Raw genomic sequence first — 26,308 nt, 5'->3', positions numbered from 1 at the left:
CCCCGGGGAGCCGCTGATGACACACCACGAAAGCGGCGCCCAGCCGCGCTCCGGCGACCCGGCCCCGCGGCCGGCGCTGCGCCGTGAGCTCCGGTTCATGGAGACGGCATCAGTCTCGGTGGGAGTGATGGCCCCGACCCTGGCCATGTCGATCACCGGAGTCGCAGCCGCCACTGCGCTGGGCCGAGCGGCACCGCTGGCCTTCGCCGTCGCCGCTCTGGGAGTGGGGCTTGTCGCCTACGGGTTCGTCCGGCTCGCCGGCGAGTTCAGCCACGCCGGGTCGGTCTATGCGTTCGTCGGCAACACGCTCGGCCCCCGGCCCGGGTTTCTCGCCGGATGGGCGCTGCTCGGCACCTACCTGGTGTTTCCTCCGGTGTCAATCATGGGTGCCGCTATTTTCGGACGTGCCTTCCTGAGCATCGCCGGGCTGGCCCGCGATGCCGACTGGTACCCGCTCGCGCTCTCCGCCTGGGCGGTCATCTGGGTGCTCGCGGCGCGCGGGGTCCGGCCGACGACGCGGTCCGTCCTGGTATTCGAAGTCGTGTCTGTCTGCCTCATTTTGGTGCTCATGGGGGCGATCTACTGGCGCCTGGGCGTCGGCCGGCCACCTGGCGGCCAGGCCTTGTCCAGCGATGTCTTCGTGCTCCCGCCGGGCGTGGGGGCCTCCGCTCTAGCGCTGGCTGCGACGACGGGCTTCCTCGCCTTCGCAGGCTTTGAGTCGGCTGGCTCGCTGGGAGAGGAGTCCCTCGTGCCGACGCGGATGATCCCGCGCGCCATCATCACCACGGTCGCCTTCGGAGCCGTCTTCTACCTGGCCTGCGTCGTCGCCCAGACGCTCGGGTTTGGTACCGGCGCGGCCGGTGTGTCGGCTTTCCGTCACTCCCAGGCGCCGCTCAGTGAACTGGCCCAGCGGTACGTGGGTACGCCGCTGGCTTCGCTGCTCAATCTCGGGGCGGTGCTCAGTGCGCTTGGCGCCGGGCTTGGCGGGGTGACCGTCGCCGCCCGGATGATGTTCGCCTTCGGGCGAGATGGCCTGACCGCCCGCCGCCTCAGCCGCGTGTCAGCATCCACCGGCGTGCCGCAGCGAGCGCTGGCGCTGGAGATGCTCATCGGCCTGGTGCTGCTCACGGCGTTCCGGCTGGCTGGAAGCCCGGCTCTCAACGTGTTCTTCTACCTGGCGACCATCGGAACTCTGTCCTTGCTGGTCATGTACGTGCTCACCAATATCGCCGCGGCCCGGCATCTCGGCCGGCGATCGCTCTGGCAGGTCATGGCTCCGGCGGGTGGCGTGCTCATCGCCGGTTTCGTGCTCTACCACAACGTCTGGCCAGTGCCTCCGCCGCCCTATGAGTTCCTCCCCTACCTGGTGCTCGGATGGCTTGCCGTCGGGCTGATCATCACCACCGTGATCCCCGGTTTCGCTGCCAAGGTGGACGACGGGCTGGGACGTGCCACGGACGTCAGATAAGGCCGCGTTCCCGGGCCCGGACCACCGCGTCGCCCCGGGATTCCGCGCCGAGCTTGCGGTAGATGGCGCGCAGATGAGTCTTCAGCGTGTTGGGAGTGACGAACAACGCTGAAGCCAGTTCACGCTGCGGGGTCGGCGCGGGTAGCAGCCGCAGGATCGCGAGCTCTCGGCCGGTCAGCGGCTCGATCAATCTCTCCTGGCGGGTGCGCACCGCCTCGGCGCGCTGTTCGTCGGTCAGCCAGGTGGTCACCACCGGCCCCGGGTCGGGGCAGTGCCGCACGATGCCGCGCGCCTCCCGCACGAGCGCGGCCGGCTCGCTGCCTGCTCCGTCAGCGGCGGTCCGACCTTCGGGATCGCGGGTGGCCGTGGCGGGCGGCGAGGTTCTGAAGACCGCCGACGCGGTGAGCAGTGCCGCGGCGAGCTCCACCCGTCCAGCGCCTCGCCGGCCCAGTTCCACCGCCGTGGCTGCCGCGCGCTCAGCTTCCGCCCAGTCCCCGTGCCGGGCGGCGAGACGGGCCCCGGCCAGTGCCGGGAACATGGCCACGAAGTGCGAGTCCAGGAGCGCCTGGGCGACCATAGACTGCGCGTCGCGCACCAGCGAGCCCGCGAGGGCCAGGTCCCTGCGGTTCACCGCCATGAGCGCCAGGCAGCCCTGGGCGTAGATGTAGGCGAGGCGGTTACCGTCGCCCACAGCTCGTCGGCCCGCCTCGGCGAGCAGGTCACAGGCGCGGTCAGCGTCGCCCAGCCACATCGATGAGATGCCCTGAACGAGCCGGTGGACCGTGGCGACGAAGGGGTCATGGGCACTCGGAGAGATCTCCCTCAGCCGACGCGTAGCACCGCCCACATCCCCCGTCTTGTACATGTGCAGCGCGCGCAGGACCATCAGGTGGGTATCGGGTGGACCTGACCTCTCAGCGGCGTCAAGCGCGGCTCCCACTTCCTCCAGCCTGCCTGTGTCCAGAGCTACCCAGACCCGCGCCGCCGAGAGGGACGCGTCCACGGCAACGAGTTCGGTCGGCAGGGCATCGAGCCACCTGCGCACCGTCTCCAGCTGTCCAGCGTTGAAGTGCTGGCGCCAGTGCGCCGCTACTAGGCATCTGGTGAGCGAGGGGTCGCCGGAGGCGATGGCATGGCCGATCGCCTCGGCCGGATCGCCGTTGCTGGCGTACCACTCCGCCGCCCGCTGATGCAGCGCGGAAGACTGCTCTGGCGCGGTGCGGACCAACTCATGCCGGAGCAGGCCGCCGAAGAGGTGGTGGTAGCGGAACCAGCGCCGTTCGTCGTCCAGTGGGATCAAGAACAGGTTGGCGCGATGTACCTCGCTGATCAGTTCGGCGCCGTCGGCGCGTCCGGTGAGCGCATTGCACAGCGGTGCACACATGCGATTGAGGACCGAGGTCACCAGCAGGAACTCGCGTACTTGCGGGGTCTGGCTGGCCAGCACCTCCTCGCCGAAATAGTTGACGATGTGCCAGTCAGCGCCGGTGAATCGCTCGATGAAGGCAGACGAGTCAGTCCGGTCCTTTAGCCGGAGGGCCGCGAGTTGCAGGCCTGCCGCCCATCCTTCAGTCCGCGCCAGGAGCCTGTGCACGTCCTCCTCGGACAGCTGCGTCCCCAGCCGGTCACCGAAGAACTCCAGTGCCTCGTCCAGGCTGAACCGGAGCTGCTCGGCTCGCAGTTCGGCGAGTTCCCCGCGCACTCTCAGCCGGCTTAGCTGCAACGGCGGGTCGGCCCGCGTGATGAGCACGAGGTGCAGTTGGGGTGGGCACCGATCGACCAGCGTGCTGACGGACGCGTGCACCTGCGCGCTGGTGATCAGGTGATAATCGTCTAGCACCAGCACCAAGGGCGCGTCTGACGGCGTCATCTCATTGATGAAGGTTGGGAGCACGTCCCGCAGGACATCGGAACCGGCGGCGTCTAGCCGGCGCAGGGCGGCCGCGCCTTCGGCCGGGCCCGCCTGGCCGGCGGCGAGGAGGAGGTACCGCCAGAAGCGTTTGGGGTCGTTATCGCCGCCGTCAAGCGACACCCAGCCAGCGGTGACCCGGTCCTGTCGGAGCCAGTCGGCGACGAGCGTGCTCTTCCCCCAGCCCGCTGGGGCGACAACGAGGGTCAGCGGCAGTGTACGGCCCTGGCGCAACAGATCATGCAGGCGCGTGCGCTCCACGGTCTGGTGCCGCGGGCTGGGCCTGAACAACTTGGTCGCGATCACGACCTCGGGAACCGCCAGCTGTCACCCCCCACCGCCTCGGTCCTGCCGAGGTGCCGCGCTGGTGGCTGCGGACACACCGGACTCGTCCTGAGGCACGACCGGGCCGCGCTGGCCGGGCCCGGCTTTAGATCGACTTTAGCTTGCCGGCACTCAGACCGACAGATCCCGCGGCGAGGGAAGGCTCTGTAGTCAGCCGCCAGCGACCGGCTCGCCAGTGATGGCCAGCGCGGGTCTCAGCTTGCCGCTGGGGCCGCGACGGGGCGCCAGTCGCCGATGGTACTGATTCCCACAGCAGGGTCCATACCTCGCCGACGGGTGCGTCGACGACCGTGCTCGTGAATACCTGCGGCATGTCAACCTTCTCGAGCGTGTTCGCCGCTCCACGGCGCCGCTGCGCCAGACTGTAGGCCTACCACCGGTCACATCAGATGCGGTTCCGGCATAGGTTCGGTCTCCCCCTCGGTCGTGGCGGGTTCAGGCATGCCCCGGCGCAACGTGGTGAGCGCGAGGAGCGGGAAAATCAGTACCGACAGCAGGCCGGCGCAGACAAGCGCGGCGGCTGTCACCGGAGTGATCTTGCCCAGTGTCACGCCTATCTGCGTGGCCGTCACGATGAACGGCAGCGAAGTAGCCTGGAGCAGCCCGAGAGCCACTGTTGACCTGGGACCATTCGCGCGCAGGCCGAGCAGCGCGGGCAGGCCACGCACCACCAGCAGGGCCAGCAGGAACACCGGGACGCGGACCAGCGCGGACGGGCTGTGAACCAAACCAGTCAGGTCGAGCCGGATCCCGCTGGTGACGAAGAACACCGGCACCACGAACCCGTAGCCGATGGCCTCCAGCTTGGTCCGGAACTGCGGGTGGGAGGCGGAGTCGCGATCGACCAGGCCGACGATCGCCCCGGCCAGGAACGCGCCGAGGATGCTCTCGAGGCCGAACCGCTCGGCGAGGGCCGTGAACCCCACCAGCAGCAGAACGGCGAAGCGGACCCTGATCTCTGCGGTAGTGTCCTGCAGGCGGACAAGCACCTGGCCAAGCCGCATGGACCGGGCGGCGCCGGACACCACCAGGCCGGTCACGGCCACGAGCCCTGCGAATGCGCCGAGCACCACGACCCTCGAACCGGTGCTCCCGCCCGAGGAGGAGAAGAACAGCGACAGCAGGACAATGGCCGAGAAGTCGGCGATGCTCGCCGCCGCCAGCGCAGTCTGCCCCACCTGGCTGTGCACCTGCCCGGCGTCCTTGAGCACCGGCACGACCAAGCCGAGCGCGGTGCCGGAGAACACGATCACCAGCAGCAGCGGCTGCGACACCCACCCGATTGCGGTGAAGGACGCACCGGCGCCATATCCCAGGACAAGCGACACCAGGTATCCGAGCACGGCGAAGCGGAGCAGCCGTCCCCGCAGCTGGTGCACGTCGATCTCCAGCCCGGCGAGGAAGAGCAGGAACGCCAGGCCGAACAGGGCGAGGATCGACACCGGCAGGTCGACGTGTACCCAGCCGAGCACGGACGGCCCGATGATGATGCCGCCGACGATCTCCAGTACCACGGCTGGGACCCGCAGCCGCGGCAGGTAGCCCACGGTGAGCGGGGCGAGGACCGCGACGCCCATCACTACCAGCAAGTTGACGAACGAGACGTCAGGCATGGCCAGCCACCCCTGCGCCGGCCGGCATGGGCGCCTTCCAGGCGGCCCTCGCCTGCGCGCCAGTCGGATCGAAGTCGGCCTTGGTGCGGCGCAGCAGGTCCTGCAGGTCCTCCCAGAGCTGGAACGGTGAGGGCCGGCCCCAGAACAAGTACCCGACGTACACCTTGTCCACGACCAGGCCAGCTTGGGATGCCGCCGTCAGCATCTCGGTCATGACACCTCCTCGGAGAATGGCCGGCTAGGCCTTCGGCTCACAAGATCGCAAGCGACGCGACCCACGCGCCGGTGGCCCCACGCAATTTGGCGTGCGAAATGACAAGCAGGAATTCGTACACGTGGTCACGCGCGGCCGCCTCCAGCCGTAGGTTCTCTACGACCGCCACCCCATGGCGGACGTTGAGTTGTGCCCTAGGCCCGCCGGGCCCGCGTCGGGATGGCGCCGGTTGATCTGGCGGTAGTTGGTGGTCAGGTACTGCCGGAAGGTACGGCCGGGGAATGCGGGAATGTCCCGGTGCAGCACATGCGCCAGGTCATAGACCCGTCCCTGGCGGACCAGGCGGACCGCTTCCAGGACCTTGCCGGGCGTGATCTCGTTCAACGCGCCGGCTTGGTCGTCGGCGCCGTACTTCGACGGCCACCACTGGGACGTCCCGTTCTCTGTGGGTGCAATCTGCGCATTCATCACCATGCCGGTTGGGTCCCGCCAGCGGGCAGAACGTTTCACTCTCGGGCCTGGACCGCTGCGCAGGGGGCGCACCGAAGGCTTGGCCGACTTTGGCCTCGCCGTGAAACGTTCTGCCCGGTTGGCGGACTACGGATGAAGCGATGGCTCTGCCGGTCGGCCTGTGAACTAGGAGAGAAACGATGGCGCACGCATCCAGCGACCGCCGAAAGTATCGTGGCCGCGCCCGGGCTGGACGGCTAGAACATCCCCGTCGCTGTGTGGACGTGCCCGATCGCCCTCGTCTGAACCAGGAGTGAACGCCATGACCACCGAGCACTACGACGTCATCATCATCGGTACGGGCGCCGGCGGCGGCACGCTCGCGCACAAGCTGGCGCCATCCGGCAAGCGCATCCTGCTGCTCGAGCGGGGCGGCTACCTGCCGCGGGAGCCAGAGAACTGGGACAGCCGCGAGGTCTTCATCAAGGACCGCTACCTGTCTGATGAGGTCTGGTACGACCAGGACGGCGAGGGCTTCAAGCCCCACCAGCAGTACTTCGTCGGCGGTAACACGAAGTTCTACGGAGCCATCCTCTTCCGCCTGCGCGAGCGGGATTTCGGCGAGATTCAGCACTACGGCGGCCTCTCACCGGCGTGGCCGATTTCCTATCCGGATCTTGAGCCGTACTACGCAGAGGCGGAGAAGCTCTACCTCGTGCATGGGCGGGCGGGCGAGGACCTGACCGAGCCGCCACGCTCCGGGCCGTTTCCGTACCCGCCGGTGTCGCACGAGCCGCGCATCCAGCAGCTCTCTGATGACTTTGAGAACGCCGGGCACAGGGCGTTCCACCTACCAGTCGGCGTGGACCTGAACGAGTCCGACCCCGAGGCTGGCCGGTGTGTCCGATGCGACCGGTTCGACGGCTTCCCCTGCCTCACGGACGGGAAGGCCGACGCGCACGTGCGATGCGTGCGGCCCGCGCTGAAGCGCGGCAACGTCACGCTGCTGACGCACGCGAAGGCGGAGCGGCTCGTGACCGACGGCAGCGGCCGTAGCATCACCGAGGTTGTGGTAGACCGCCGCGGCGTCCGTGAAACATATAGCGCCGACATCGTGGTCGTCTCGTGCGGCGCGGTCAACTCCGCGGCGCTGCTGCTGAAGTCGGCCAGTGACCAGCATCCGAACGGGCTGGCGAATGCCTCGGACGTGGTAGGCCGGCACTACATGGCGCACATCAACTCCGGCGTCATCGCGATCTCGCAGACGCCCAACCTGACGAAGTTCCAGAAGACACTCGGAATCAACGACTACTACTGGGGCGCCGACGACTCCGAGTTGCCGCTCGGGCACATCCAGATGCTCGGCAAATCTGACCGGCATATCCTCCGCGGCGGTGCTCCGTGGTTCGCGCCCGGCCTCGCGCTCGACTACGTCGCCAAGCACGCGATCGACTTCTGGATCACCACCGAGGACCTGCCCCATCCGGCCAACCGGGTGACAGTGGACCGGCTGGGCCGCATCCACCTGGCCAAGACCTACCACAACCTTGAGCCCCATCAGCGCCTGCTTGCCAAGCTCAAGAAGCTAATGGGCCCCCTGGGCTGTCACGACACCACCATCCCAGGCTGGTCAATCCTCGACAAGCGCATCCCGTTGGCCGGAGTCGCCCACCAGTCCGGCACCGTGCGCTTCGGCGATGACCCGAAGACGTCGGCCCTCGACGTCAATTGCCGCTGCCACGACATTGACAACCTCTACGTCGTGGACACGAGCTTCTTCCCTTCCAGCAGCGCCGTCAACCCGGCGCTGACCGCCATGGCCAACGCACTACGAGTCGGCGACCACCTGGTCCAGCGACTCGGTGCCCACGTCGCGACCGTGAGCGAACCGGCATCCGACGGACGACTCCAGGAGGCGGACTCGTGAGAACCGCTGAAAAACTGGCCAGCAGCATCGGCAAGGGGCTGGTGGCTGGCCTCGCCGGGACCGCGGCAATGACAGCCTCGAGTACGCTCGAGGCGCGGCTCCGTCACCGCAAGCCGAGTTCGGCGCCAGCCCGGGCGACGGCCAAAGCGCTGGGGATCACATCCTTCGAGGACGACATCGCCCGTGCACGGTTCAACGACCTGGCGCACTGGGGCTATGGCACCGGCTGGGGAATAGTGCGCGGACTGCTCGATACCGTCGGCCTGCCGCCGCGCGCTGCGACGGCGGCCCACGGCGCCGCCGTATGGGGCAGCGCACAGGTGACCCTGCCCGCACTGGACATCGCCCCGCCGGCCATCTTCTGGGCACCGCAGGAAATCGCGATCGACGCCTTCCACCACGCGGTATACGCCGTCGCGACAGGCATCGCCTATGAGCTGCTGAGCAGCGGGCGCGGCGCACACAACGGCGGCAGCAGCGCGAGTTGACGTGACGGCCGCTCCGATCCTGCAACGGCTGGCGTCAAGGACTTGGGCACGTACCCTAGCCCTCGGGCGGCACGCGTGCGGCTTCCCCTGGTGCGGCGGAATACGCAATAAAGCGGATTCTCCCCAAGCGGAGAAAAGCCACCACCGCGTGTTCAAGCGGTGTCCGTTTCGGGATTTTTCACCGTTTTGGGTGTCCGAGGACCGAGCCGCACCTTACGTACACGACCGACATCGCGCTGACCGCAGAGTTGCCGCTCTACCGGCCGCCGCGCCGGGCTGGTTTCCGAGGCCGCGCTGGGCGCGTAGGCGGGGATTGCCGGCGCGGTCGTCATGATTTGCCGCCGGTGTCGTCGGCGGGTTCGAAGAGCTTGCGGTAGGCGCCGTAGCCTTCGCGTTCGAGGTCGGCGGCCGGGATGAAGCGGAGGGCGGCGGAGTTGATGCAGTAGCGCAGGCCTCCGGCTTCCCTGGGCCCGTCGCGGAACACGTGGCCCAGGTGGCTGTCGCCGTGGGCGGAGCGGACCTCGGTCCTGGGTATCAGCATCTTGAAATCGCGGCGGCTGACCACGTTGCCGCGCTCGATCGGGGCGGTGAAGCTCGGCCAGCCGGTGTGGCTGTCGAACTTGCTGGCCGAGGAGAACAGCGGTTCGCCGGAGACGACGTCGACGTAGATGCCGGGCTCCTTGTTGTCCCAGTGCTCGTTCCTGAACGGCGGCTCGGTGCCGTTCTTCTGGGTGACCCGGTACTGTTCCGGGGTCAGCCGGGAGACGGCCTCGGGGTCTTTGCGGTAATTGCCGGTCATGTCAGCTCCCTGGTTCACGGTCCCGCTGGCTGCGGGATGGCCCTCGATCAATGCAACCTGGAGCTGGCCGCCGTTATGTCCGGCGAACCGCTGTTCTCCTCGGCCGCCACGTCGGCCGGTTACGGCCGGGAGGCCTGGTCGGCGGCCATCGCGAGCAGTTCGGCGGCGTGCGCCTGGCCGAACTCGGATTCCTCGAGTCCGGCGAGCATCCGCGACAGCTCGCGGACCCGGCCCTCGTGGTCGAGGCGGAGCACGCTGGTGCTGGTGATCAGGCCGTCGCTCGACTTGGCGACCACCAGGTGGTTGTCGGCGAACGCGGCGACCTGCGGCAGGTGGGTGACCACGATGACCTGGGCGAGCCGTGCCAGCATGGCCAAGCGGCGGCCGATCTCGACCGCGGCCTTGCCGCCGACGCCCGCGTCCACCTCGTCGAAGACGAACGTCGGTACGGGGTCCGCCCCGGCGAAGACCACCTCGATCGCGAGCATCACCCGGGACAGTTCGCCGCCGGAGGCGCCCTTGTGCAGCGGCAGGGCGGGCGCGCCGGGGTTGGACGCCAGCCGGATCTCCACGTCGTCGATGCCGTGCGGCCCCGGTTCGCTCAACGGCGTGAGCACCACGGAGATGCGGGCGTGCGGCATGGCGAGCGCGGTCAGCTCGGCGGTGACGTCGGCGGCGAACCGCTCCCCCGCCTCGGCCCGCAGCCGTGACAGCCGTCCCGCCATCTCGGTGACCTGCGCGGAGAGCTCCGCCTCGGCGGCGGTGAGCTCGGCGATCGTCTCGTCGTCGTTGTCGAGCTCGGAGACCCGGACGGCGGCGAGCCGCGCCCAGGCCAGCACGTACGCGATGTCGTCGCGTTCCGCCGTCGGCGCGGCGTCGCCCGCCGCGGGCACTGCCTCGCCTGTCGCGGACCAGTCGTCGGCCTCTGACGGCGCGGCACTGCCGGCCGGCGGGGCTTCCAGAGTCACGGGCGCGCCGTTGACCCGCGCGTTGACGCCGCCCGGCCCGTAGAGCCTGATGATCCGGCCGAGGACGGCGCGCCGTTCCTGAACGGCCGCGAGCCGCGCCGGGTCGGCGTCGATCGACTGGATGTACGTGGCGAGCTCGCCGGCCACTTCGGAGATCAGGTAGGCGGCCTCGGACAGCCGTTCCGCGACCCCGTCGATCTCGGTGTCGTGGCGGCGCACCGCGTCGAGCGCCCGCCGCGCGTGGCCGAGCAGGGTGACCGCGTCCGCTCCGTCGGTGCCCGCGGTCGGATCGCCGAGCAGCGCCTCGTGCGCGGTCGTCGCGGCGGCGTTCAGCTCGTCGGCGTTGGACAGCTTGTCCTCTTCCGCCCGCAGCGCGGCCTCCTCGCCGGCCACCGGGTTGAGCTTCTCGATGTCGGTGAGCCCGGCGCGCAGTTCCTCCGCCTCCGCGGCGCGGGCCCTGGCCTCCGTGGTGAGCGTGGTGAGCTCGTCCCTGACCGCGCGGTGCCTGCCGTAGGCGCGCTGGTAGTCGGCGAGCACCTCGGCGAGCACGCCGCCGGCGTATTTGTCGAGTGACTCGCGCTGCCTGCCTGGCTTGAGCAGCTGCTGCTGGTCGGACTGGCCGTGCACCGCCACCAAGTCGTCGGCCAGGTAGGTGAGCAGCGAGACGGGGACCGAGCGGCCGCCTGCGAACGCGCGGGACCGTCCCTCGCCGGACACGGTCCTGGTCAGCACCAGCGTGCCGTCCTCATCGAGGTCGCCGCCTGCCTCCTCGACCTGCTGCGCGACTTTGCCGCGCGGGTCGGTGCGCAGCCGTCCCTCAACGGAGGCACGCTGCGCGTCGGGCCGGACCCTGGACGGATCGGCGCGGCCGCCGAAGAGCAGGCCGAGCCCGGTAACGACCATGGTCTTGCCGGCTCCGGTCTCCCCGGTCAGCGCGGTGAAACCGGGCGAGAGCTCGAGCAGCGCGTCGTTGATGACCCCGAGCCCGGTGATGCGCACTTCCTCAAGCATGACCGCCAGCAGTCTCCTTCTCGACCCAACCCCCGCCGACTCTACCCGTCGCGGCCGACACTCGCGGCGGCTCGGGCACGGTCACATCTCCCTCGCGATCAATTCGCTGAATTGTTTGCATTCAGTCTTGCGGCATTGACGGCTTCAAGCAAACATTTCGATCGAAAGCGTTTCCGTGGCGTCATCAGCGACGCGGTCCCGACCTGCCGCGCCAGCCGGCGACCGGCAGGCCAAACTTGGCCACCAGGCGGTCAGTGAACTCGCCGCCCGCCGGCGTGCCTCCCGCGTCCGCCTCGGCCGTCAGGCCGTGCACCCGGGCCAGCGACACCGGCAGCACGCCGCGGCGCACCTCGACCCTGGCGCCTGGCGGCAGGTCGAACCGGCGCCGGCCGTCGCACCACAGCACCGCGCGGTCCGCCGCGGTGTCGCCGCCATCGGCGACGCGCGCCTTGTGGAGCGCGGCGTCGGGCGCTCGCTCCTGTCCCGCGGCCGACTCGCCCCCGTCGGGCACGAGCTCAACGGCGAGTACCGAGTCAGGCGAGACGACGAGCGGCCTTGCGAACAGCGCGTGCGCCGCGAGCGGCACCATGAGCAGTGCTTCCACCTCGGGCCAGACGACAGGGCCGCCGGCCGAGAAGGCGTAGGCAGTCGACCCGGTCGGCGTGGCGCACACCACGCCGTCGCAGCCCCACCGGGACAGTGGGCGGCCATCCACCTCGATGATGACCTCGACCATCCGCTCGCGTGCCGCCTTTTCCACGGTCATCTCGTTCAGCGCCCAGGTGCGCGCGATCTCGGTGCCGTTGTCGCGGGCGACCACGTCGAGAGTCATCCGCTCCTCAACCCAGTACTTCCCCGCGAGCAGCGCGTCCACGGTCTCGGTAAGACCCTCGGGCTCCGCCTCGGCGAGAAAGCCGATGTGCCCGAGGTTCACGCCGATCAGGGGGGTGCCCGCGGGGCGGGCGAGCTCGGCGGCGCGCAGCAGCGTCCCGTCGCCGCCAAGGACGATGACGAGTTCCGCGCCATCGGCGGCGGCGGGTCCGGCGGGGACGACGGTCGCACCCGCGCACTCAAGCGCGGGAACCTCGGCGTCCGTCACCCGCACCGCGACGCCCGCCGCGGCCAGCCGCTCGATCACCTGCCGCGCGCTCGTCCGGGCGCTTTCCCTGCCGGTGTGCGCGAGCACCAGCATCGTCCGCTTGGTTTCACCCATCGCGTGCAACTTACCGCCCCCGGGTGACGGCAATGGCACGCGGCCGTGCCCGTAACAGAACCGACCCACGGCGAGTGCAGCCAGCGGGTAGCCGGCCCCACGCTGGCCCGCGGGCGCCCCTTCAGTTCGTGATCGTGGGTCACCCGCGGCAAAGGATCTTCAAGGCGAGGTAATTTGCCCGCTTTATCCAGATTTGTTCACCCACCAATCCGGTCATTCAGGTGATTGTGGGTCAGAAATGGCGAATAGCGCCGCGGATGGTCCACGGTAATTTCTGGCTGAGCGGGTACCCCGGGCCGGGCGGGCGGGCAAGCGGAGTATGGGGTCATCTCCCTGGATAACTGCGGGCCCGACTCGATGGCCTGGTTCAGGTCGGCGTCGTCGAGGGGCGGCGAGCCGCGGCGGAACCAGGCGAAGTACTCGACGTTCCCCGACGGTCCGGGCAGCGTGCTCGCCGTCACGCCCTTGACGCCGAGGCCGAGCGACCAGGCGGCGTCGCACACCGTGCGGACCGCCGCGGCCCTGTCTTGCGGGCTGCGCACCACGCCGCGCGGGCCTACCTTGCCCTTGCCCACCTCGAACTGCGGCTTGACCATGAGCGCGAAGTCGGCGTCCGGCGCCGCGCAGGCGGCGAGCGACGGCAGCACCAGGGTCAGCGAGATGAACGACAGGTCGGCCACCACCACCTCGGGCGGCGGCGCCACCAGGGCGGGGTCCAGCGATCTGACGTTCACCCGGTCAAGCACGGTGACCCGCTCGTCGGTCCGCAGCGACCAGGCGAGCTGGCCGTAGCCGACATCGGCCGCGACCACGTGCGCGGCGCCCGCGCGCAGCAGGACGTCGGTGAATCCCCCGGTCGACGCGCCCGCGTCAAGGCAGCGCTTGCCCGCGACGTCGAACCCGGCGAACACGGCGAGCGCGCCCGCCAGCTTGTGCCCGCCCCGCGACACGTACCGCGGTCCCGCGTCGGTGTCGTCGGCGACGGTGACCGGCGCGTCCCTCGCCACCTGGGTGGCCGGCTTCGACGCAGTCTGGCCTGCCACGGCGACCCGGCCGGCCGCGATCAGCTCGGCGGCCTGCTCCCGCGACCTCGCCAGGCCCCGGCGGACCAGTTCCGCGTCGAGCCGCGCCCGCGCGGTCACGCCCGCCCCCCGCCAGCCAAGTCCGGCCGCTCAGCCAAGCTCGGCCTGCTCGCCGGGCCGGCCGGGCTCGCCTGGCCGCGATGAGCCACCGTGAACCGCACCGCCAGTGACCGCACCGCCGGGGACTGGACCGCCGAGAACTGGGCCGCCGGGAACTGGGCCGCCAGGCACTGGCCCGCCTGGACCGCCGAGCTCGCCAAGGATCGCGCGCAGCTTGGCGTGCACGTCCTCCAAGACCATGGGCCGCCTGACGAGTTCCAGCTCGCCGATCGTGGCGAGCCGCTCGATGGCCGCGTCGACCCGGGGGTCACCGGTGGGGGCGAGAGCCGGCGGCAACCGTTCTGGATCCATTGTTTCCTCTCCCCGATGGCGACCGGTATCCCGGCTGGTACTCCGCGTGCGCTACCCTCCGCTGGAACCGTACCGCCCACCGAGGAGCGACGTGCCCATGGCGTCCGCCGAAGAGTGCCGCACGGCACTGCAGAAGCTGGCTGGCAGGCTCTCCGAGCTCAGCCCAGCCGACAGGGAGCAGTATTTCGGGAACCGGAGGATCAGCGTCACCATTCCCGACCTTGACGTCACCTATGTGACGGTGCTCGGCACGGGTGACGACCCGGTACGGGAACTCGCGCCGGGCGAGCCGCCCGCCGACATCCGGATGACGGCCAAGAGCGACGAGGTGGTCTCGCTCGCCGAGCAGCCGATGAACATCGCCAGGGCCTGGATGTCCGGCCGGGTGAAGATCGAGGCGTCGGTGAAGGACCTGTTCCGGCTGCGCCGACTGCTGTAGCGGCGTCCGCAGGCTGCTTTAACGGGCGCCCGTCGGCTGCTTTGCGGCGTCCGCCGCTTCTTGCTGTTATCAGGGGAGCGGTGAGTCCGCCTCGATCGGGGGCTGGGATGATGGTTGCCATGGGAGACCTGATCTTGCTCAGGCACGGGCAGACGGAGTGGTCCGCCGCCGGACGGCACACCGGCCGGACCGACATCCCGCTCACCGCGAAGGGCGAGGCCGACGCCGCCGCACTGGCGCCGATGCTCGCCAGGCGGGTCGCGGCGGGGTTCCGGATCGCCGCGGTGTTCACCAGCCCGGCGCGGCGCGCCACGGCGACCGCGGAGCTCGCGGGCCTCGGCATGCCCGGCGTGCCGGGCAGCGTGGGCGCCCCGGCGCCGAAGCAGGATCCCGACCTGTGGGAATGGGACTACGGCGGCTACGAGGGCATCACCACCGCCGAAATACAGCAGCAGCGGCCCGGCTGGTCGCTGTGGCGGGACGGGATCATCCCCGGGGACGCCGAGCACCCGGGCGAGACGGTGGAGTCGGTCGGCGAACGGGTGGACCGGGTGCTCAAGCGAGCCGCGCCGCTGCTGTCCGACGGCGACGTCGTGCTCGTCGCGCACGGGCACGTGCTGCGCGTGCTCACCGCTCGCTGGCTCGGCCTGCACCCGGCCGACGGGCGGCTGTTCCGCCTGGATACAGGCACGATGTCCAGCCTGGGCACGGAACACGACCAGAGCGTGATCCTGGCCTGGAACGTGCCGCCGTCCTCCTGACGGGAGCCGGCTAAGAATCCGCGGGCGCCACCACCTCGGCCTGGTCGCGCGGGCGGGTCTCCTCGGTGATCCAGTTCAGGAAGGATGCCGAGCCCGCCGCGAACGGGGTTGCCAAGATCTCCGGCTCGTCGTAGCTGTGCCGCTCGGCGAGGAACGCGGCAAGCGCCTCGTAGCGGTCGGCGGGCAGCTTGAAGAAGACGAACCATTCCTCGGAGCGCTCGATCTCGTCGTTCCACCAGTAGGTGGAGGCGACGGGACCCGCCACCTGGCCGCAGGCCGCCAGCCGTGCCTCGACCGCCGCCCTGGCCAGGTCCATCGCCTCGGCCCGGGAATCCGTCGTCGTCTGTACCTGCAGGTATTCGCCGCTCACCCGCCGGACAGGATCGGTTCCAGCCATGTCACCTGATCGTACGCCGACCCGCGATAGTACGCTTACCAGCCTCGGCGAACGGCCGTTATCGACGGGAGAGCCAGGTGGAGCTGATTCACTCGGGTAAGGTCCGCGAGGTCTACGCGGACGGCGATGACCTGCTGCTTGTCGCCTCGGACCGGATATCCATCTACGACGTGGTGCTGCCCACGCCGGTGCCTGGCAAGGGCCGCGTGCTGACCCAGCTGTCGCTTTGGTGGTTCGACCGGCTCGCCGACATCGCACCCAACCACGTGATCTCCGCGACCGACGTGCCAGCCGAGTGGGCCGGCCGCGCGATCCGCTGCCAGCACCTGGAGATGCTCCCCGTGGAGTGCATCGCCCGTGGCTACCTGACCGGCCTGGGCCTGACCGCGTACCAGGAGAGCGGCGCCGTGTCGGGGGTGCGGCTGCCCGACGGGCTCGTCGAGGCGTCGCGGCTGCCCGAGCCGGTGTTCACCCCGACGACGAAGGCGGCCGCCGGGCATGACGAGCCGATGACCTACGACGAGGTCGAGGACCTGGTCGGCCCCGCGACGGCGGCGGAGCTGCGGCGGATCACTCTCGAGGTCTACCGGCGCGGTGCGGACCTGGCCGCCGAGCGCGGCATCATCGTGGCCGACACCAAGCTCGAGTTCGGCAAGGCCAAGGACGGGACGATCGTGCTCGCCGACGAGGTGCTCACCCCGGACTCCTCCCGGTTCTGGCCGGCCGACGAGTACCAGCCTGGACGGCCGCAGCACTCCTACGACAAGCAGTACCTGCGCGACTGGTCCACCTCGATCGGCTGGGACCGCACCGCCCCGGGACCGGAAATCCCCGGTGACGTTCTCGCCGTGCTCACCGCGCGGTATTCAGAGCTATTCGAGAAGATCACCGGACGCCCGGTAACGGGCTAGCTAATTTATCGCGGCAGCGCGGCTAAGCCCTTGTGTTGTGCCGTATATAAGAGAAGGCTCGGGACTGGCCGAGTAACGGCTTGACGACGGCTCAACGGGGAGAATCTCAGTGCGACGCATCATCGGGTGGCCTGCCGGGCGTGTCCGTATCCTGATCGCCGTCTGCGCAGCGCTCGCAGCCATCGGCGGCGTTCTCGCCGCCCCCGCGTTCGCCGGAGGCAGCGCCGCCGCGCCCGCGGCAACCGCGTCGCTTTCCTCGCCGATAAGCCAATCAGGTCACGCTAATAAATCCGTCCTGTTGATTAACGGTGACCGGCTGCTCATCAACGGCAAGTCCACCTCCGTGTCACTGGCGGGCTCCGGCTTTTCCGCCGCGCTCACCGAACTGCGCATCGCGGGCCGCCAGTACGCCGTCCCCGACGTCGCGCTGCCCTATCTCGGGCGCGGTCTCGACCTGAGCCTGTTCGACGTGGCCGCGCAGCCGGGCGGCGCCACGCTGCCGGTGCGGATCACCTACAGCGGGCGGACCCCGCGGCTGCCCGGGGTGACGATCACCCACGCGGCGGCAGGCGCGGCCACCGGGTACCTCACCGCGGCAGGCGGCAAGGCGTTCGCCGCCGCCCTGACGCGGCAGTTCGCCGCCGACCACGGCACCGCCAGCTACGGGAGCGAGGGGCTGTTCGCCGGCGGGGTGTGGATCTCCGCGCCCGGCGTCGCGGGCGCCACGGCGTCGCGGGCCGCGGCCGCCGCCAGGCAGCGCGCCGCGGAGCCGAAGACCCCCGCGTTCAAGATGCACGAGGTCACGCTGCGCGGGGTGACGGCGAAGGGCAAGCCGGACACCGGCGACTTTGTCTTCCTGTTCGACGCGGCGAACAACAGCATCTACGGCGACCCCTACGAGGAGCCGAACGCCTTCTACCACGGCACCGCCAGGTTCTCCCTGCCCACCGGGACCTACTGGGCGTTCACCTGGTTCACCACGACCGACAGGAAGGGCTTCCCGACCGGCCTGCACGCCGTGTTCGTGCCGCGGATCGTCATCAACGGCAACGCGACCCTCACGCTGCGGGCGGCCACCGCGTCGAGCAAGGTCACGTTCAGCACGCCCAAGCCGTCGAACCTGCTCATCTCCTCGGTCGAGTTCGCGATCTCCGACTCGCGCGGCGACATCAGCGCCTTCACCCTCATCCAGGGTCCCGGCTTCCCCACCTGGCTCAACACGACAACCCAGCGGATCCCCGGTGGCACGCTGAAGGAGTTCGCCAACGCCTGGCTCCAGGCGCCCTCCGGCTCCTCTCCGATACCGGCCACCGACCCCGACCTGTATGCGGGGGTTTTCCAGGACACCAGCGGGCTGATCCACTCGCAGCACTTCACGATGCCCGCCGCGTCGCTGGCCACCGTGCACGCCGTGTACGCCTCTGACGTCGACACCATCGGCGGGGTGCAGCTCGGCGGCTTCAGCACCGCGGCATTCGACAGCGTCGGCAGCCTCTCGGCCATCACGCCGGTGCAGGTGCCCGCCAAGGTAACCGAGCACCTGCTCGGCGGTCCCGGCGTGTTCTGGGAGAACGAGTACTTCCAGTCCAACGACGCGCTTGGCGGCGGGCAGTTGGACGCCATCCGCTCCTTCGCCGCGGGCTCGGACACCACGCAGGACTGGAACGTCTACCCGCTGCACACGCCGCTCAACTCCGGCCAGCAGGCCTCCATACCCGGCACGCAGGGATTCTTCGGCACCCCGCTGTCCGCGAGCCGGACCGTCAACTCGCTGGCACTCGACCTCAACCCGTTCACCGATGACACACCCGGGCACACCGGCACCGGATTCTCGCAGGGCTTCGCGCGGCGAGTCGGGACGATCACCGGCAACTACATGATCGCTGTGAACGGGAAGCAGCAACAGGCGGGGACGATCGAACCCGATCAGATCTTCGGCACCTTCTTCGACGAGCTCAACCTGCCCGCCGGGCCGTCGACCGTGTCGCTGCGGCTGCGTGCCAGGCGGACCGGCGCGCTGTTCCCGCTGTCCACCGCGATCTCCGACACCTGGACGTGGCGTTCGGGCACCGGGCTTTCCAACGGGCTGCCGAGCGGCTGGTTCTGCGCCGACGGCTCGAACCGGTGCGAGGTCGAGCCGCTGCTCAACTTCGGCTACCAGGTCGCGGGCATCGCGCTCGACGGGACGACGGCCGCCGGCGCGCAGCAGGTCAGCCTGACCGTCGGCCACCAGGCGCTGGTGACGTCGCCCGCGGCGGTGACCGGCGTGACGGCGCAGTACTCGCTCGACAACGGGGCCACCTGGAAGCCGGCGACCGTGACCGGCGGGGGCGGCGCCTGGACCCTGGCGTTCGGTGCGCCGCCCGGGAGCTTCGTGTCGCTCAAGGTCAGCGCGGCCGACGCCGCCGGCGGCAAGCTCACGGAGACGATCAGCAAGGCGTTCGCCACGCAGACCACCGTCGCGGCAGCCAGCGAGACGGCCGCGCAGCGGGCGGCGGAACTGGTCACCTTCGCCGCCGGCGCACGCGCCGCGACCACCTCGCTGACGTCCGCCCAGCTGCCCGCGGCTAGCGGCGCGTCCGGCGCGGCCGCGTCCGGGTACCGGTCGGCGTGCGCCGCGCCGGGGCCCGGCCAGGCGCAGTGCTTCGTGCTGGTCGCGCCGGAACCCGCGGCCAACAAGACGAGCAGCGCCGCGGCGAAGAAGCCGGCCGGCTGGGGCGCGAAGGACATCGAGCACGCCTACCGGCTGCCCGTCAGCCGCGGCAGCCGGGCGACTGTGGCGGTTGTCGAAGCCTTCGACACGCCGAAGCTGGAGACCTACCTCAACGACTACCGGCGCGAATACGGCCTGGGGCCCTGCACGACCGCCAACGGCTGCTTCCGCAAGGTGGGCCAGACCGGCTCGGCGAAGCACCTGCCGGCCTCCGGCGTGCTGTCCGGCTGGGACCTGGAGGCGACGCTTGACGTCGACATGGTCTCCGCCGCCTGCCCGCGATGCCGCATCCTGGTCGTCGAGGCGAACGGGCAGGACTTCGACCAGCTGTCGGCCGGGGTGAACACCGCGATCAGGCTCGGTGCCGTCGCCGTCTCCAACAGCTACGGCGGCAGGGAAACCGGGCAGGACCTGGCAGACGCACGCGGCTACAACCATCCTGGCCACGCGATCGTCGTGTCGACGGGCGACTTCGGCTACTCGGCGGCGTCGTTCCCCGCCAACCTCCCCACGGTGACCGCGGCCGGCGGCACCGAGCTGTTCAAGGCGGCGAACAAGCGCGGCTGGCGCGAGACGGCGTGGAACACCGGGGGCCTCGGGGCCGGCGCGTCCGGCTGCTCCGCCTACGTGGCCAAGCCGTCCTGGCAGCATGACAAGAACTGCCCGGGACGCACCGTCGCCGACGTGTCCGCGGTCGCCTTCAACCTCGCCCTCTACAACAAGGACTGGGGCGGCTGGGTCATGGTGGGCGGCACGAGCGCGTCCTCGCCGATCATCGGCGGCATCTACGGCCTGGCGGGCAACGCCGCGAAGATCAAGCCGGGATACGAGTACGCGCACGCGAAGGACCTGTTCGACGTGGTTTCCGGCAACAACGACTGGTTCTTCAATGCGGGCGGCGCATCCTGCGGCAAGGACTACCTGTGCGTCGCCAAGCCCGGCTACGACGCGCCGACCGGCCTCGGCACCCCCAACGGCCTCGGGGCGTTCTAGGAACCCCGAAACCGGGTACGCAAAGCCACGCAGCCGTTCGGGATGTTCCTGGTTTTGGTGATCTGGCTGCACGGCGCGGCTCGCAGGCTCAGTGATCTGGGGCGCAGAGTCAGGCTGGCCACTTCAGGTCCAGTTATTGCCAGGGGGGACCGGCGCCGAGCCGGTAACATTCTGGCATCGGGTCTGCTCGGCGCGGCCCGCTGTCCTTTAGCACGCGATCACGAACTGGGGAGGCCCACAGTGGTGTCTCAGGCGAGCCGTCTTGCCGACGTCCGTTACGACATACGCGGACCGGTGCTCCGGCGAGCTCGCGAGCTTGAGGCACAGGGGCACGAGATCATCAAGCTGAACATCGGCAACCCGGCGCCGTTCGGGCTGTTCACGCCCGACGCGGTGCTGTCTCATGTGACCGCCTCGATCGCCGACTCGCAGGGCTACAGCGACGCGCGCGGCATCGCCCCCGCCCGCGAGGCGGTCGCCAGGTACTTCGGGCGGCTCGGGGTGGCCGGCGTCACCCCGGACGACGTCTACCTCGGCAACGGCGTGTCCGAGCTGATCGTGATGGCGCTGCAGGCGCTGCTCAACCCGGGCGACGAGGTGCTCGTGCCGTCGCCCGACTACCCGCTGTGGACCGGCGCGGTCAACCTCGGCGGGGGGCGGGCGGTGCACTACCGGTGCGCCGAGGATCTCGACTGGAACCCGGACGTCGAGCACGTCGCGTCGCTGGTCACCCCCAAGACCCGCGCCCTGGTGATCATCAACCCGAACAACCCGACAGGGGCGGTCTACTCGCGTGCCACGCTGCTCGCGCTGCTCGAGGTCGCCAGGAGGCACAACCTGCTGGTGCTCGCCGATGAGATCTACGACCAGATCCTGTTCGACGGCGCGATCCACCACAGTGCGGCGGCACTCGCTCCTGACCTTCCCGTGCTCACCATGGGCGGCATGTCCAAGACCTACCGGCTGGCCGGTTTCCGCTCAGGCTGGCTGGTCGTGTCCGGGCCGCGCGAGCCGATCGCGGAGTACCGCGAGGGTCTTGAGCTGCTCGCCAACATGCGGATGTGCCCCAACGTCCCGGCGCAGCACGCGATCCCCGCGGCGCTCGACGGCGGCATCGACATCACGCCGCTGCTGCTGCCTGGCGGGCGGCTGCGCGACCAGCGCGATCTCGCCTGGTCGGCGCTGACCGAGATACCCGGAGTCGACTGCTACAAGCCGGCCGGCGCGCTCTACCTGTTCCCCCGGCTCGACCCCGAGGTGCACAAGATCGTCGATGACCAGCGGATGTGCATCGACCTGCTCGAGCAGCAGCACCTGCTGCTTACCCATGGCACCGGGTTCAACCTGCCGTCGACCGACCACATCCGGGTGGTGTTCCTCGCCCCCGTCGAGGTGCTGTCGGAGGCGATCGGACGGCTCGGCGAGTTCCTTTCCTCCTACCGTCAGTAGGTGGTTGACCTTCCCCTTGGGTGAACCCTCAGGGTGGTGGCTGTGAAGCTGCTGACGATCGGCGAGTTCGCTCGCCTGTCCCGGCTGTCGCCGAAGGCGCTGCGACTGTATGACGACCTCGGGCTGCTGCGGCCGTTCCGGGTCGACGCGTGGTCCGGGTACCGCTATTACGAGCCGTCCCAGCTCGAGCGGGCCCGGCTTGTCGCGTGGCTGCGCCGTCTCGGCATGCCGCTCGCCCAGATCGGCGCCGTGGTCGAGGCGTCGCCGGCTAATGCCGTCGCCTTGGTGACTGCCTTCTTGCGGGTGACCGAAGCTGAATTCGCCGAACGTCAGCGGCTTGCTCAATTCCTCATCGGCTACTTCTCCGAGGGAGCAACCGCCATGTCAGTTCCTTCCGCCCCCGCATCGTCGACGTCGAGCGCTCCGCTCGCCATCAGGTACGCCGCCGCCTCGGACATCGGGCTCGTCCGCGCGCAGAACCAGGACGCGGTCGCCGCCGGCCCCCGTCTGGTGGCCGTCGCCGACGGCTTCGGCCCGGCAGGCGACCTGGCGAGCGCCGCCGCCATCGACGCGCTGCGCGACCTCGACTCGGTGGCGCCCGGAGACCTGCTCAACGTGCTGTCCGACGCGGTCTCCGCGGCGAGCGCCTCGGTGCGCTCCATCGCGCCACCCGGTGGGATTTTCGATGCGACTTCCGATGCGACTTCCGGTGCGCCAAGCAGCGGGTCGACGCTGACCGCGATGCTGCTGTCCGGGTCCCGGCTCGGCCTTGTGCACATCGGCGACTCGCGCGCCTACCTGTTCCGCGACGGCGGCCTGTTCCAGATCACGCACGACCATTCGGTGACCCAGTCGATGATCGACGCCGGCCGGCTGACGCCGGAGGAGGCGGGATCCCACCCGCAGCGCTCCCTGCTGGTCCGGGCGCTCGGCATCTCGGCTGAGTTGATGCGGGAGTCGGGAATGCCCGAGGCACAGGTGAGCGAGGCGGGGACGGCCGACCTGTCGCTGCTCGACGCGCGGGCAGGCGACCGCTACCTGCTCTGCTCCGACGGGCTGACCGCAGCGGTCCCGGTGGCCGCGATCAGGGGGACGCTGGCGGATGCCGCGCTGTCACCCGAGGAGGTGGTCGGCCGGCTGATCGCTCTCGCCAACGAGGCCGGCGGCCCCGACAACATCGCCTGCGCCCTCGCCGACATCACCGAGGCAGCGTAGTCGCCGCCCGCCCGGCACCGACGTCGGAGGCCGTCTGGCGCCTAGGGTCGGCGGTGCGCGCTGAGATGGCACGGGGCCTGGGGCAGAATGGCGGCATGGCCACGCATGTCGCGCTGCTGCGGGGGATCAACGTCGGCGGCAATAACAAGGTTCCAATGGCTGACCTGCGGGCGCTGGTCGCCGATCTCGGGCACACGGACGTGTCGACGTACATCCAGAGCGGGAACGTGCTGTTCACCGTCGCGGAGGCGGACGCGGACACCGCCGCCCTGGCGCGGGCGATGACCGAGGCGATCGCGGCGAAGCTCGGGGTGACCACGCCCGTCGTGGTGCTGAGCCGGGAGGAACTCGCGCGCATCCACGCGGCCAACCCGTTCCCCGGCGAGCCCGACCCGCGGCGGGTGCACGCCGTCGTGCTGAGTGAGCCTCCGTGGCCGGAGCTGCTGACCAGGCTGGACACTGCCCGCGCGAAGGCGGCTCAGGCGGGCAGCGGCGACGAGGTCCTCGCGGTCGGGCGCACGCTCTACCTGCACACGCCGGAAGGCTTTGGCCGCAGCGTGCTCGCGGAGGTGCTGATGCGCTACGTCACCGGCAGGAAAACCGGCGCCACGGGCACGGCGCGGAACTGGGCGACGATGACCAAGCTGCTTGACCTGTGCGGTAGCTGACCGGGCGGGACCGCCAACCGGTAAAGTCGCGGCGTGAGTCGTGCGGTTCTTGTTACAGGCGGGTCGCGGGGCATCGGCGCCGCGATCGTCCGGGGTTTCGCGGAACGCGGTGACCGGGTGGCGGTGCACTGCATCCACGGCGTCGCCGCCGCGGAAGCGGTGCGCGATTCGCTGCCCGGCCGTGGTCATGTCATCGTCCGGGCCGACCTGACTGACCCGGACGCGGTCCGCGCGATGGTCGACGACGCGGCCGGCCAGCTTGGCGGGCTCGACGTTCTCGTCAACAACGCCGGGATCTACGGCGGCCACCCGGTGCTCGGCACCTCCTACGAGGAGTGGCAGGCGGCCTGGCAGGCCACCCTGGGCATCAACCTGACCGGCGCGGCCAACGCCACCTGGTGCGCTGTGCGGCTCATGGTCGCGGCCGGCAAGGGCGGGCGGATCGTCAACGTCGGGTCCCGCGGCGCCTATAGGGGCGAGCCCGCGCATCCGGCGTACGGTGCCAGCAAGGCGGGGCTGCACGCCTTCGGGCAGTCGCTCGCCGTGGCGCTGGCGCCGCATGGCATCACCGTCGCCTCGGTGGCGCCCGGGTACGTGGCGACGGACATGACGGCGGAGGAACTCGCCACCCCGGCGGGCGACGTCATCCGGGCGCAGAGCCCGTTCAACCGGGTCGCCACGCCCCGCGAGGTCGCCGCCGCCGTCGTCTACCTGGCCTCGCCCGAGTCGGCCTGGTCGAGCGGCGCGGTACTCGACCTTAACGGCGCCTCGTACTTGCGCTGACTGGCTGGGCTGACCGGCCGTGCTGACCGGCCGGGCTGACTGGCTGGGCTGACCGGAGGGCAGGCGGAAACGCGGTTGCCCGCGCCGAGCGGCGTCTGGCAGCATCGGCCCATGGACTACGTGCTCGCTGAGGTCAATGTCGGACGGCTCGTCGCACCGCTGGACAGCCCGCAACTCGCGGATTTCGTGGCGAATCTCGACCCGGTGAACGCGCTCGCCGACGGCGCGAATGGTTCGAGTTGATGCGTGAGGCCTACATGGCCGCCTGGTGGATACCGCGCGGGCACATCCCCACCGTGGCCGAGGCCGAGGAGCGGGTGCATCACCTGCGCGCGCACGGCCCGACACCGCACGCCTTCACGCTCAAGGTGCACTTCCCGCCGCCCGGCGACGAAGCCGCGGGGCCGCTGCACAGCCCGGACGACTGGACCTGCACGGTCTAGGACCGCCCTGTGCGCTTGCGCCGGGCGGGGAGGAGATGGCGGCGGGGACGGGGGAAGCGCGAACCCGTTCGGGATGATCTTCTTATGTCCTGGCACCACTGCGGCGCTAGCAGTTCAGTCACGCGGACCCATTGCCGGCGGCGGGCCGTGCTGTAACGCTGCGAGTGTGACCGACGACGACGTCATCCCGTCCTACGACTCGCTCCCCCGCCTGCCCGGCAACGGGCTGCGCCACGCGTGGGACGTCTGGGGCCGCGGCGACAACCTCGGCACGCTGAACCGGCTGAGCGGCGCGGTGGTCGCGGCGGCGGCCGGCTGCGTGCGGACCGGCGAGCGGATCGGGGTGTCGCTGCCGCTCGGGCTGCCCGATCCGCCGTTCTTCGGCCGCAAGTCGTTCAGGCACGGCTTCGAGCCGATGGGTCCCGCCGCCTGGGACGACTACGTAGACGGCTTCTACCTGCAGTGCTCGTCGCAATGGGACGGGCTGCGGCACATCGGGTCGGGGGCCGACGGCTGGTACGGCGGATGGCGCGGGCAGCCGGCCGACGACCTCGAGCCGCTCGGCATCCACCACTGGGCGCAGCGCGGCATCATCGGGCGCGGCGTGCTCGTGGACCTCGTGTCGCTCATGGCCGAGACGCAGGGCGAGTCCTACGACCCGTTCACCCAGGTGGCGTTCCGGCCTGCCGACCTGGTCGCCGCGCTCGACAGGGCCGGGGTGACGCCGCGACCCGGCGACATCCTGTGCGTGCGGACCGGCTGGACGGACAAGTACCTGACCCTGGACGCGGCCGGGCGGTCGGCGCTGTCGGAGGGCATGCAGTCGTTCAGGGGGTACGCGGCGGCGGGGCTCACGGGCAGCGAGGAGATGGCGCGCTACCTGTGGGACTCCGGGATCGCGGCGGTGGCCTGCGACAACCCGGCCGTCGAGGTGGTGCCGGGCGACCCGGCCGACGGGTTCCTGCACGAGCGGCTCATCCCGTGCCTCGGGATGGCGATCGGCGAGCTGTTCTCGTTCGGTCCGCTGGCCGCCGCGTGCGCCGCGGCGGGTCGTCACGAGTTCCTGTTCGTGTCCGTGCCGCTCAACGTGACGGGGGCGATCGGCTCGCCAGCCAACGCCGTCGCGATCTTGTAGTCAAGCTCGTTTCGCAGGAGGTCAGGATGTCCGATGCCAAGGATGTGGTGCGGCGGTTCTTCGACACGCTCGGCACCGGGGACTTCGCGAGGGTCGGCGAGTTCTTCACCGACGACTCCGTGTGGATGGTCAACGACGTTGCGCGCGGGCTGCCGCGGCAGCAGGGCCGCAAGGCGATCATCGATGACTTCCTGCAGCCGATCAGGGAGGGGCTGTTCGAGCCCGGCGACCCGAAGGTCGAGATCCGGTCGATGATCTCCGAGGGCGACCGGGTGGCGGTGGAGACCACGGCACGCGGCACGCTGCGCAACGGGAACCACTACGAGAACCAGTACGTGTTCATCATCGAGGTCGCGGGCGACACGGTGAAGTTCCTGCGCGAGTACATGGACTCCGACTACGCCCATTCGGTCTCCGCCGGCTCCGGCGGCTCGGGCGACGGCAGCGACGAGCACGTCGCGGAGACGCTGCGCCGTCTGGGCCACGACTAACGCCGGGCCCGC

The 26,308-nt window shown here is 70.2% G+C and carries 24 protein-coding genes and 1 pseudogene; 15 read left to right on the top strand and 10 right to left on the bottom strand.

The window, feature by feature from the left end; genetic code table 11:
- Positions 1-16: 16 nt before the first annotated feature.
- Positions 17-1,468, top strand: coding sequence for an APC family permease (locus EAS64_RS24355; protein ID WP_145856353.1), 1,452 nt, complete (start codon positions 17-19; stop codon positions 1,466-1,468).
- Here the strand turns inward: EAS64_RS24355 and EAS64_RS24350 are convergent.
- From EAS64_RS24350 to EAS64_RS24335, 4 genes are all read right to left on the bottom strand, one after another.
- Positions 1,461-3,683 carry a winged helix-turn-helix domain-containing protein gene (locus EAS64_RS24350; protein ID WP_145856351.1) on the bottom strand — a complete coding sequence of 741 codons (2,223 nt, stop codon included), beginning with the start codon at positions 3,681-3,683 and terminating at the stop codon, positions 1,461-1,463. The genes EAS64_RS24355 and EAS64_RS24350 overlap by 8 nt on opposite strands.
- Positions 3,684-4,102: 419 nt before the next feature.
- Positions 4,103-5,335, bottom strand: coding sequence for a cation:proton antiporter (locus tag EAS64_RS24345; protein ID WP_145856349.1), 1,233 nt, complete (start codon positions 5,333-5,335; stop codon positions 4,103-4,105).
- The gene (locus EAS64_RS24340; RefSeq protein ID WP_145856347.1) at positions 5,328-5,549 is read right to left on the bottom strand and encodes a hypothetical protein; all 222 of its coding nucleotides are present in this window, start codon (positions 5,547-5,549) and stop codon (positions 5,328-5,330) included. The genes EAS64_RS24345 and EAS64_RS24340 overlap by 8 nt, the downstream gene beginning before the upstream one ends.
- Positions 5,550-5,705: 156 nt before the next feature.
- Complete coding sequence (locus EAS64_RS24335; protein WP_145856345.1) at positions 5,706-6,017, bottom strand: hypothetical protein; 312 nt, start codon at positions 6,015-6,017, stop codon at positions 5,706-5,708.
- Between the two features lie 304 nt (positions 6,018-6,321).
- On the opposite strand from EAS64_RS24335, the gene EAS64_RS24330 reads away from it, so the two are divergent.
- Positions 6,322-7,926, top strand: coding sequence for a GMC oxidoreductase (locus tag EAS64_RS24330; RefSeq protein WP_145856343.1), 1,605 nt, complete (start codon positions 6,322-6,324; stop codon positions 7,924-7,926).
- On the top strand, positions 7,923-8,414 hold the full coding sequence (locus EAS64_RS24325; protein ID WP_145856341.1) for a hypothetical protein: 492 nt from the start codon (positions 7,923-7,925) through the stop codon (positions 8,412-8,414). The genes EAS64_RS24330 and EAS64_RS24325 overlap by 4 nt, the downstream gene beginning before the upstream one ends.
- 328 nt (positions 8,415-8,742) lie before the next feature.
- On the opposite strand, the gene msrB is transcribed toward EAS64_RS24325, so the two are convergent.
- The 5 genes and pseudogenes from msrB to EAS64_RS24300 form a co-directional block, all read right to left on the bottom strand.
- A complete protein-coding gene (msrB, locus tag EAS64_RS24320) occupies positions 8,743-9,213 on the bottom strand; it encodes a peptide-methionine (R)-S-oxide reductase MsrB (protein WP_145856339.1) in 471 nt (156 codons plus the stop codon).
- A gap of 119 nt (positions 9,214-9,332) precedes the next feature.
- Entirely contained in the window at positions 9,333-11,192 is a 1,860-nt protein-coding gene (locus tag EAS64_RS24315; protein WP_145856337.1) for a DNA repair protein RecN, read from the bottom strand.
- A gap of 184 nt (positions 11,193-11,376) precedes the next feature.
- Positions 11,377-12,405 carry an NAD kinase gene (locus EAS64_RS24310; protein WP_246115834.1) on the bottom strand — a complete coding sequence of 343 codons (1,029 nt, stop codon included), beginning with the start codon at positions 12,403-12,405 and terminating at the stop codon, positions 11,377-11,379.
- Positions 12,406-12,746: 341 nt separating this feature from the next.
- Positions 12,747-13,547, bottom strand: a pseudogene (locus tag EAS64_RS24305) (TlyA family RNA methyltransferase); the annotation flags it as partial.
- A gap of 30 nt (positions 13,548-13,577) precedes the next feature.
- Entirely contained in the window at positions 13,578-13,898 is a 321-nt protein-coding gene (locus EAS64_RS24300; RefSeq protein ID WP_187366143.1) for a hypothetical protein, read from the bottom strand.
- A 97-nt stretch (positions 13,899-13,995) separates the two neighbouring features.
- Between EAS64_RS24300 and EAS64_RS43790 the strand changes: the two genes are divergently transcribed.
- On the top strand, positions 13,996-14,337 hold the full coding sequence (locus tag EAS64_RS43790; protein WP_187366142.1) for an SCP2 sterol-binding domain-containing protein: 342 nt from the start codon (positions 13,996-13,998) through the stop codon (positions 14,335-14,337).
- Between the two features lie 119 nt (positions 14,338-14,456).
- Positions 14,457-15,098 (top strand): histidine phosphatase family protein, encoded by a 642-nt coding sequence (locus EAS64_RS24290; RefSeq protein WP_145856329.1) that lies wholly within the window; start codon positions 14,457-14,459, stop codon positions 15,096-15,098.
- A gap of 10 nt (positions 15,099-15,108) precedes the next feature.
- Here EAS64_RS24290 and cutA read toward each other — a convergent pair whose 3' ends face one another.
- Positions 15,109-15,495 carry a divalent-cation tolerance protein CutA gene (gene cutA, locus EAS64_RS24285; protein WP_145856327.1) on the bottom strand — a complete coding sequence of 129 codons (387 nt, stop codon included), beginning with the start codon at positions 15,493-15,495 and terminating at the stop codon, positions 15,109-15,111.
- Positions 15,496-15,572: 77 nt separating this feature from the next.
- Here cutA and EAS64_RS24280 point away from each other — a divergent pair, with 77 nt between their 5' ends.
- From EAS64_RS24280 to EAS64_RS24240, 10 genes are all read left to right on the top strand, one after another.
- A complete protein-coding gene (locus tag EAS64_RS24280; protein WP_145856325.1) occupies positions 15,573-16,406 on the top strand; it encodes a phosphoribosylaminoimidazolesuccinocarboxamide synthase in 834 nt (277 codons plus the stop codon).
- A 109-nt stretch (positions 16,407-16,515) separates the two neighbouring features.
- Entirely contained in the window at positions 16,516-20,112 is a 3,597-nt protein-coding gene (locus EAS64_RS44995) for a S53 family peptidase (RefSeq protein WP_222849539.1), read from the top strand.
- 240 nt (positions 20,113-20,352) lie between these two features.
- Complete coding sequence (locus tag EAS64_RS24270; protein WP_246115833.1) at positions 20,353-21,561, top strand: pyridoxal phosphate-dependent aminotransferase; 1,209 nt, start codon at positions 20,353-20,355, stop codon at positions 21,559-21,561.
- 36 nt (positions 21,562-21,597) lie between these two features.
- Positions 21,598-22,776: a MerR family transcriptional regulator gene (locus EAS64_RS24265; protein WP_222849538.1), complete on the top strand. Its 1,179-nt coding sequence runs from the start codon at positions 21,598-21,600 to the stop codon at positions 22,774-22,776.
- 95 nt (positions 22,777-22,871) lie between these two features.
- Entirely contained in the window at positions 22,872-23,444 is a 573-nt protein-coding gene (locus EAS64_RS24260; protein ID WP_145856321.1) for a DUF1697 domain-containing protein, read from the top strand.
- A gap of 33 nt (positions 23,445-23,477) precedes the next feature.
- On the top strand, positions 23,478-24,227 hold the full coding sequence (locus EAS64_RS24255) for an SDR family NAD(P)-dependent oxidoreductase (RefSeq protein WP_145856319.1): 750 nt from the start codon (positions 23,478-23,480) through the stop codon (positions 24,225-24,227).
- Between the two features lie 111 nt (positions 24,228-24,338).
- Positions 24,339-24,470, top strand: a complete 132-nt coding sequence (locus EAS64_RS47195; protein WP_342782070.1) for a DUF3291 domain-containing protein — start codon at positions 24,339-24,341, stop codon at positions 24,468-24,470.
- Positions 24,470-24,670: a DUF3291 domain-containing protein gene (locus EAS64_RS47190; RefSeq protein WP_342782069.1), complete on the top strand. Its 201-nt coding sequence runs from the start codon at positions 24,470-24,472 to the stop codon at positions 24,668-24,670. Before EAS64_RS47195 ends, EAS64_RS47190 begins: the two co-directional genes overlap by 1 nt.
- A 166-nt stretch (positions 24,671-24,836) precedes the next feature.
- Entirely contained in the window at positions 24,837-25,805 is a 969-nt protein-coding gene (locus tag EAS64_RS24245) for a cyclase family protein (RefSeq protein ID WP_222849537.1), read from the top strand.
- A 26-nt stretch (positions 25,806-25,831) separates the two neighbouring features.
- On the top strand, positions 25,832-26,296 hold the full coding sequence (locus EAS64_RS24240; protein WP_145856315.1) for a nuclear transport factor 2 family protein: 465 nt from the start codon (positions 25,832-25,834) through the stop codon (positions 26,294-26,296).
- Positions 26,297-26,308 lie beyond the last annotated feature (12 nt).

Source organism: Trebonia kvetii, from assembly GCF_007827045.1.
Taxonomy (GTDB): domain Bacteria; phylum Actinomycetota; class Actinomycetes; order Streptosporangiales; family Streptosporangiaceae; genus Trebonia; species Trebonia kvetii.
Note: the sequence above shows the minus strand (reverse complement) of the source record. Positions and strands in the feature narration are given on the sequence as shown.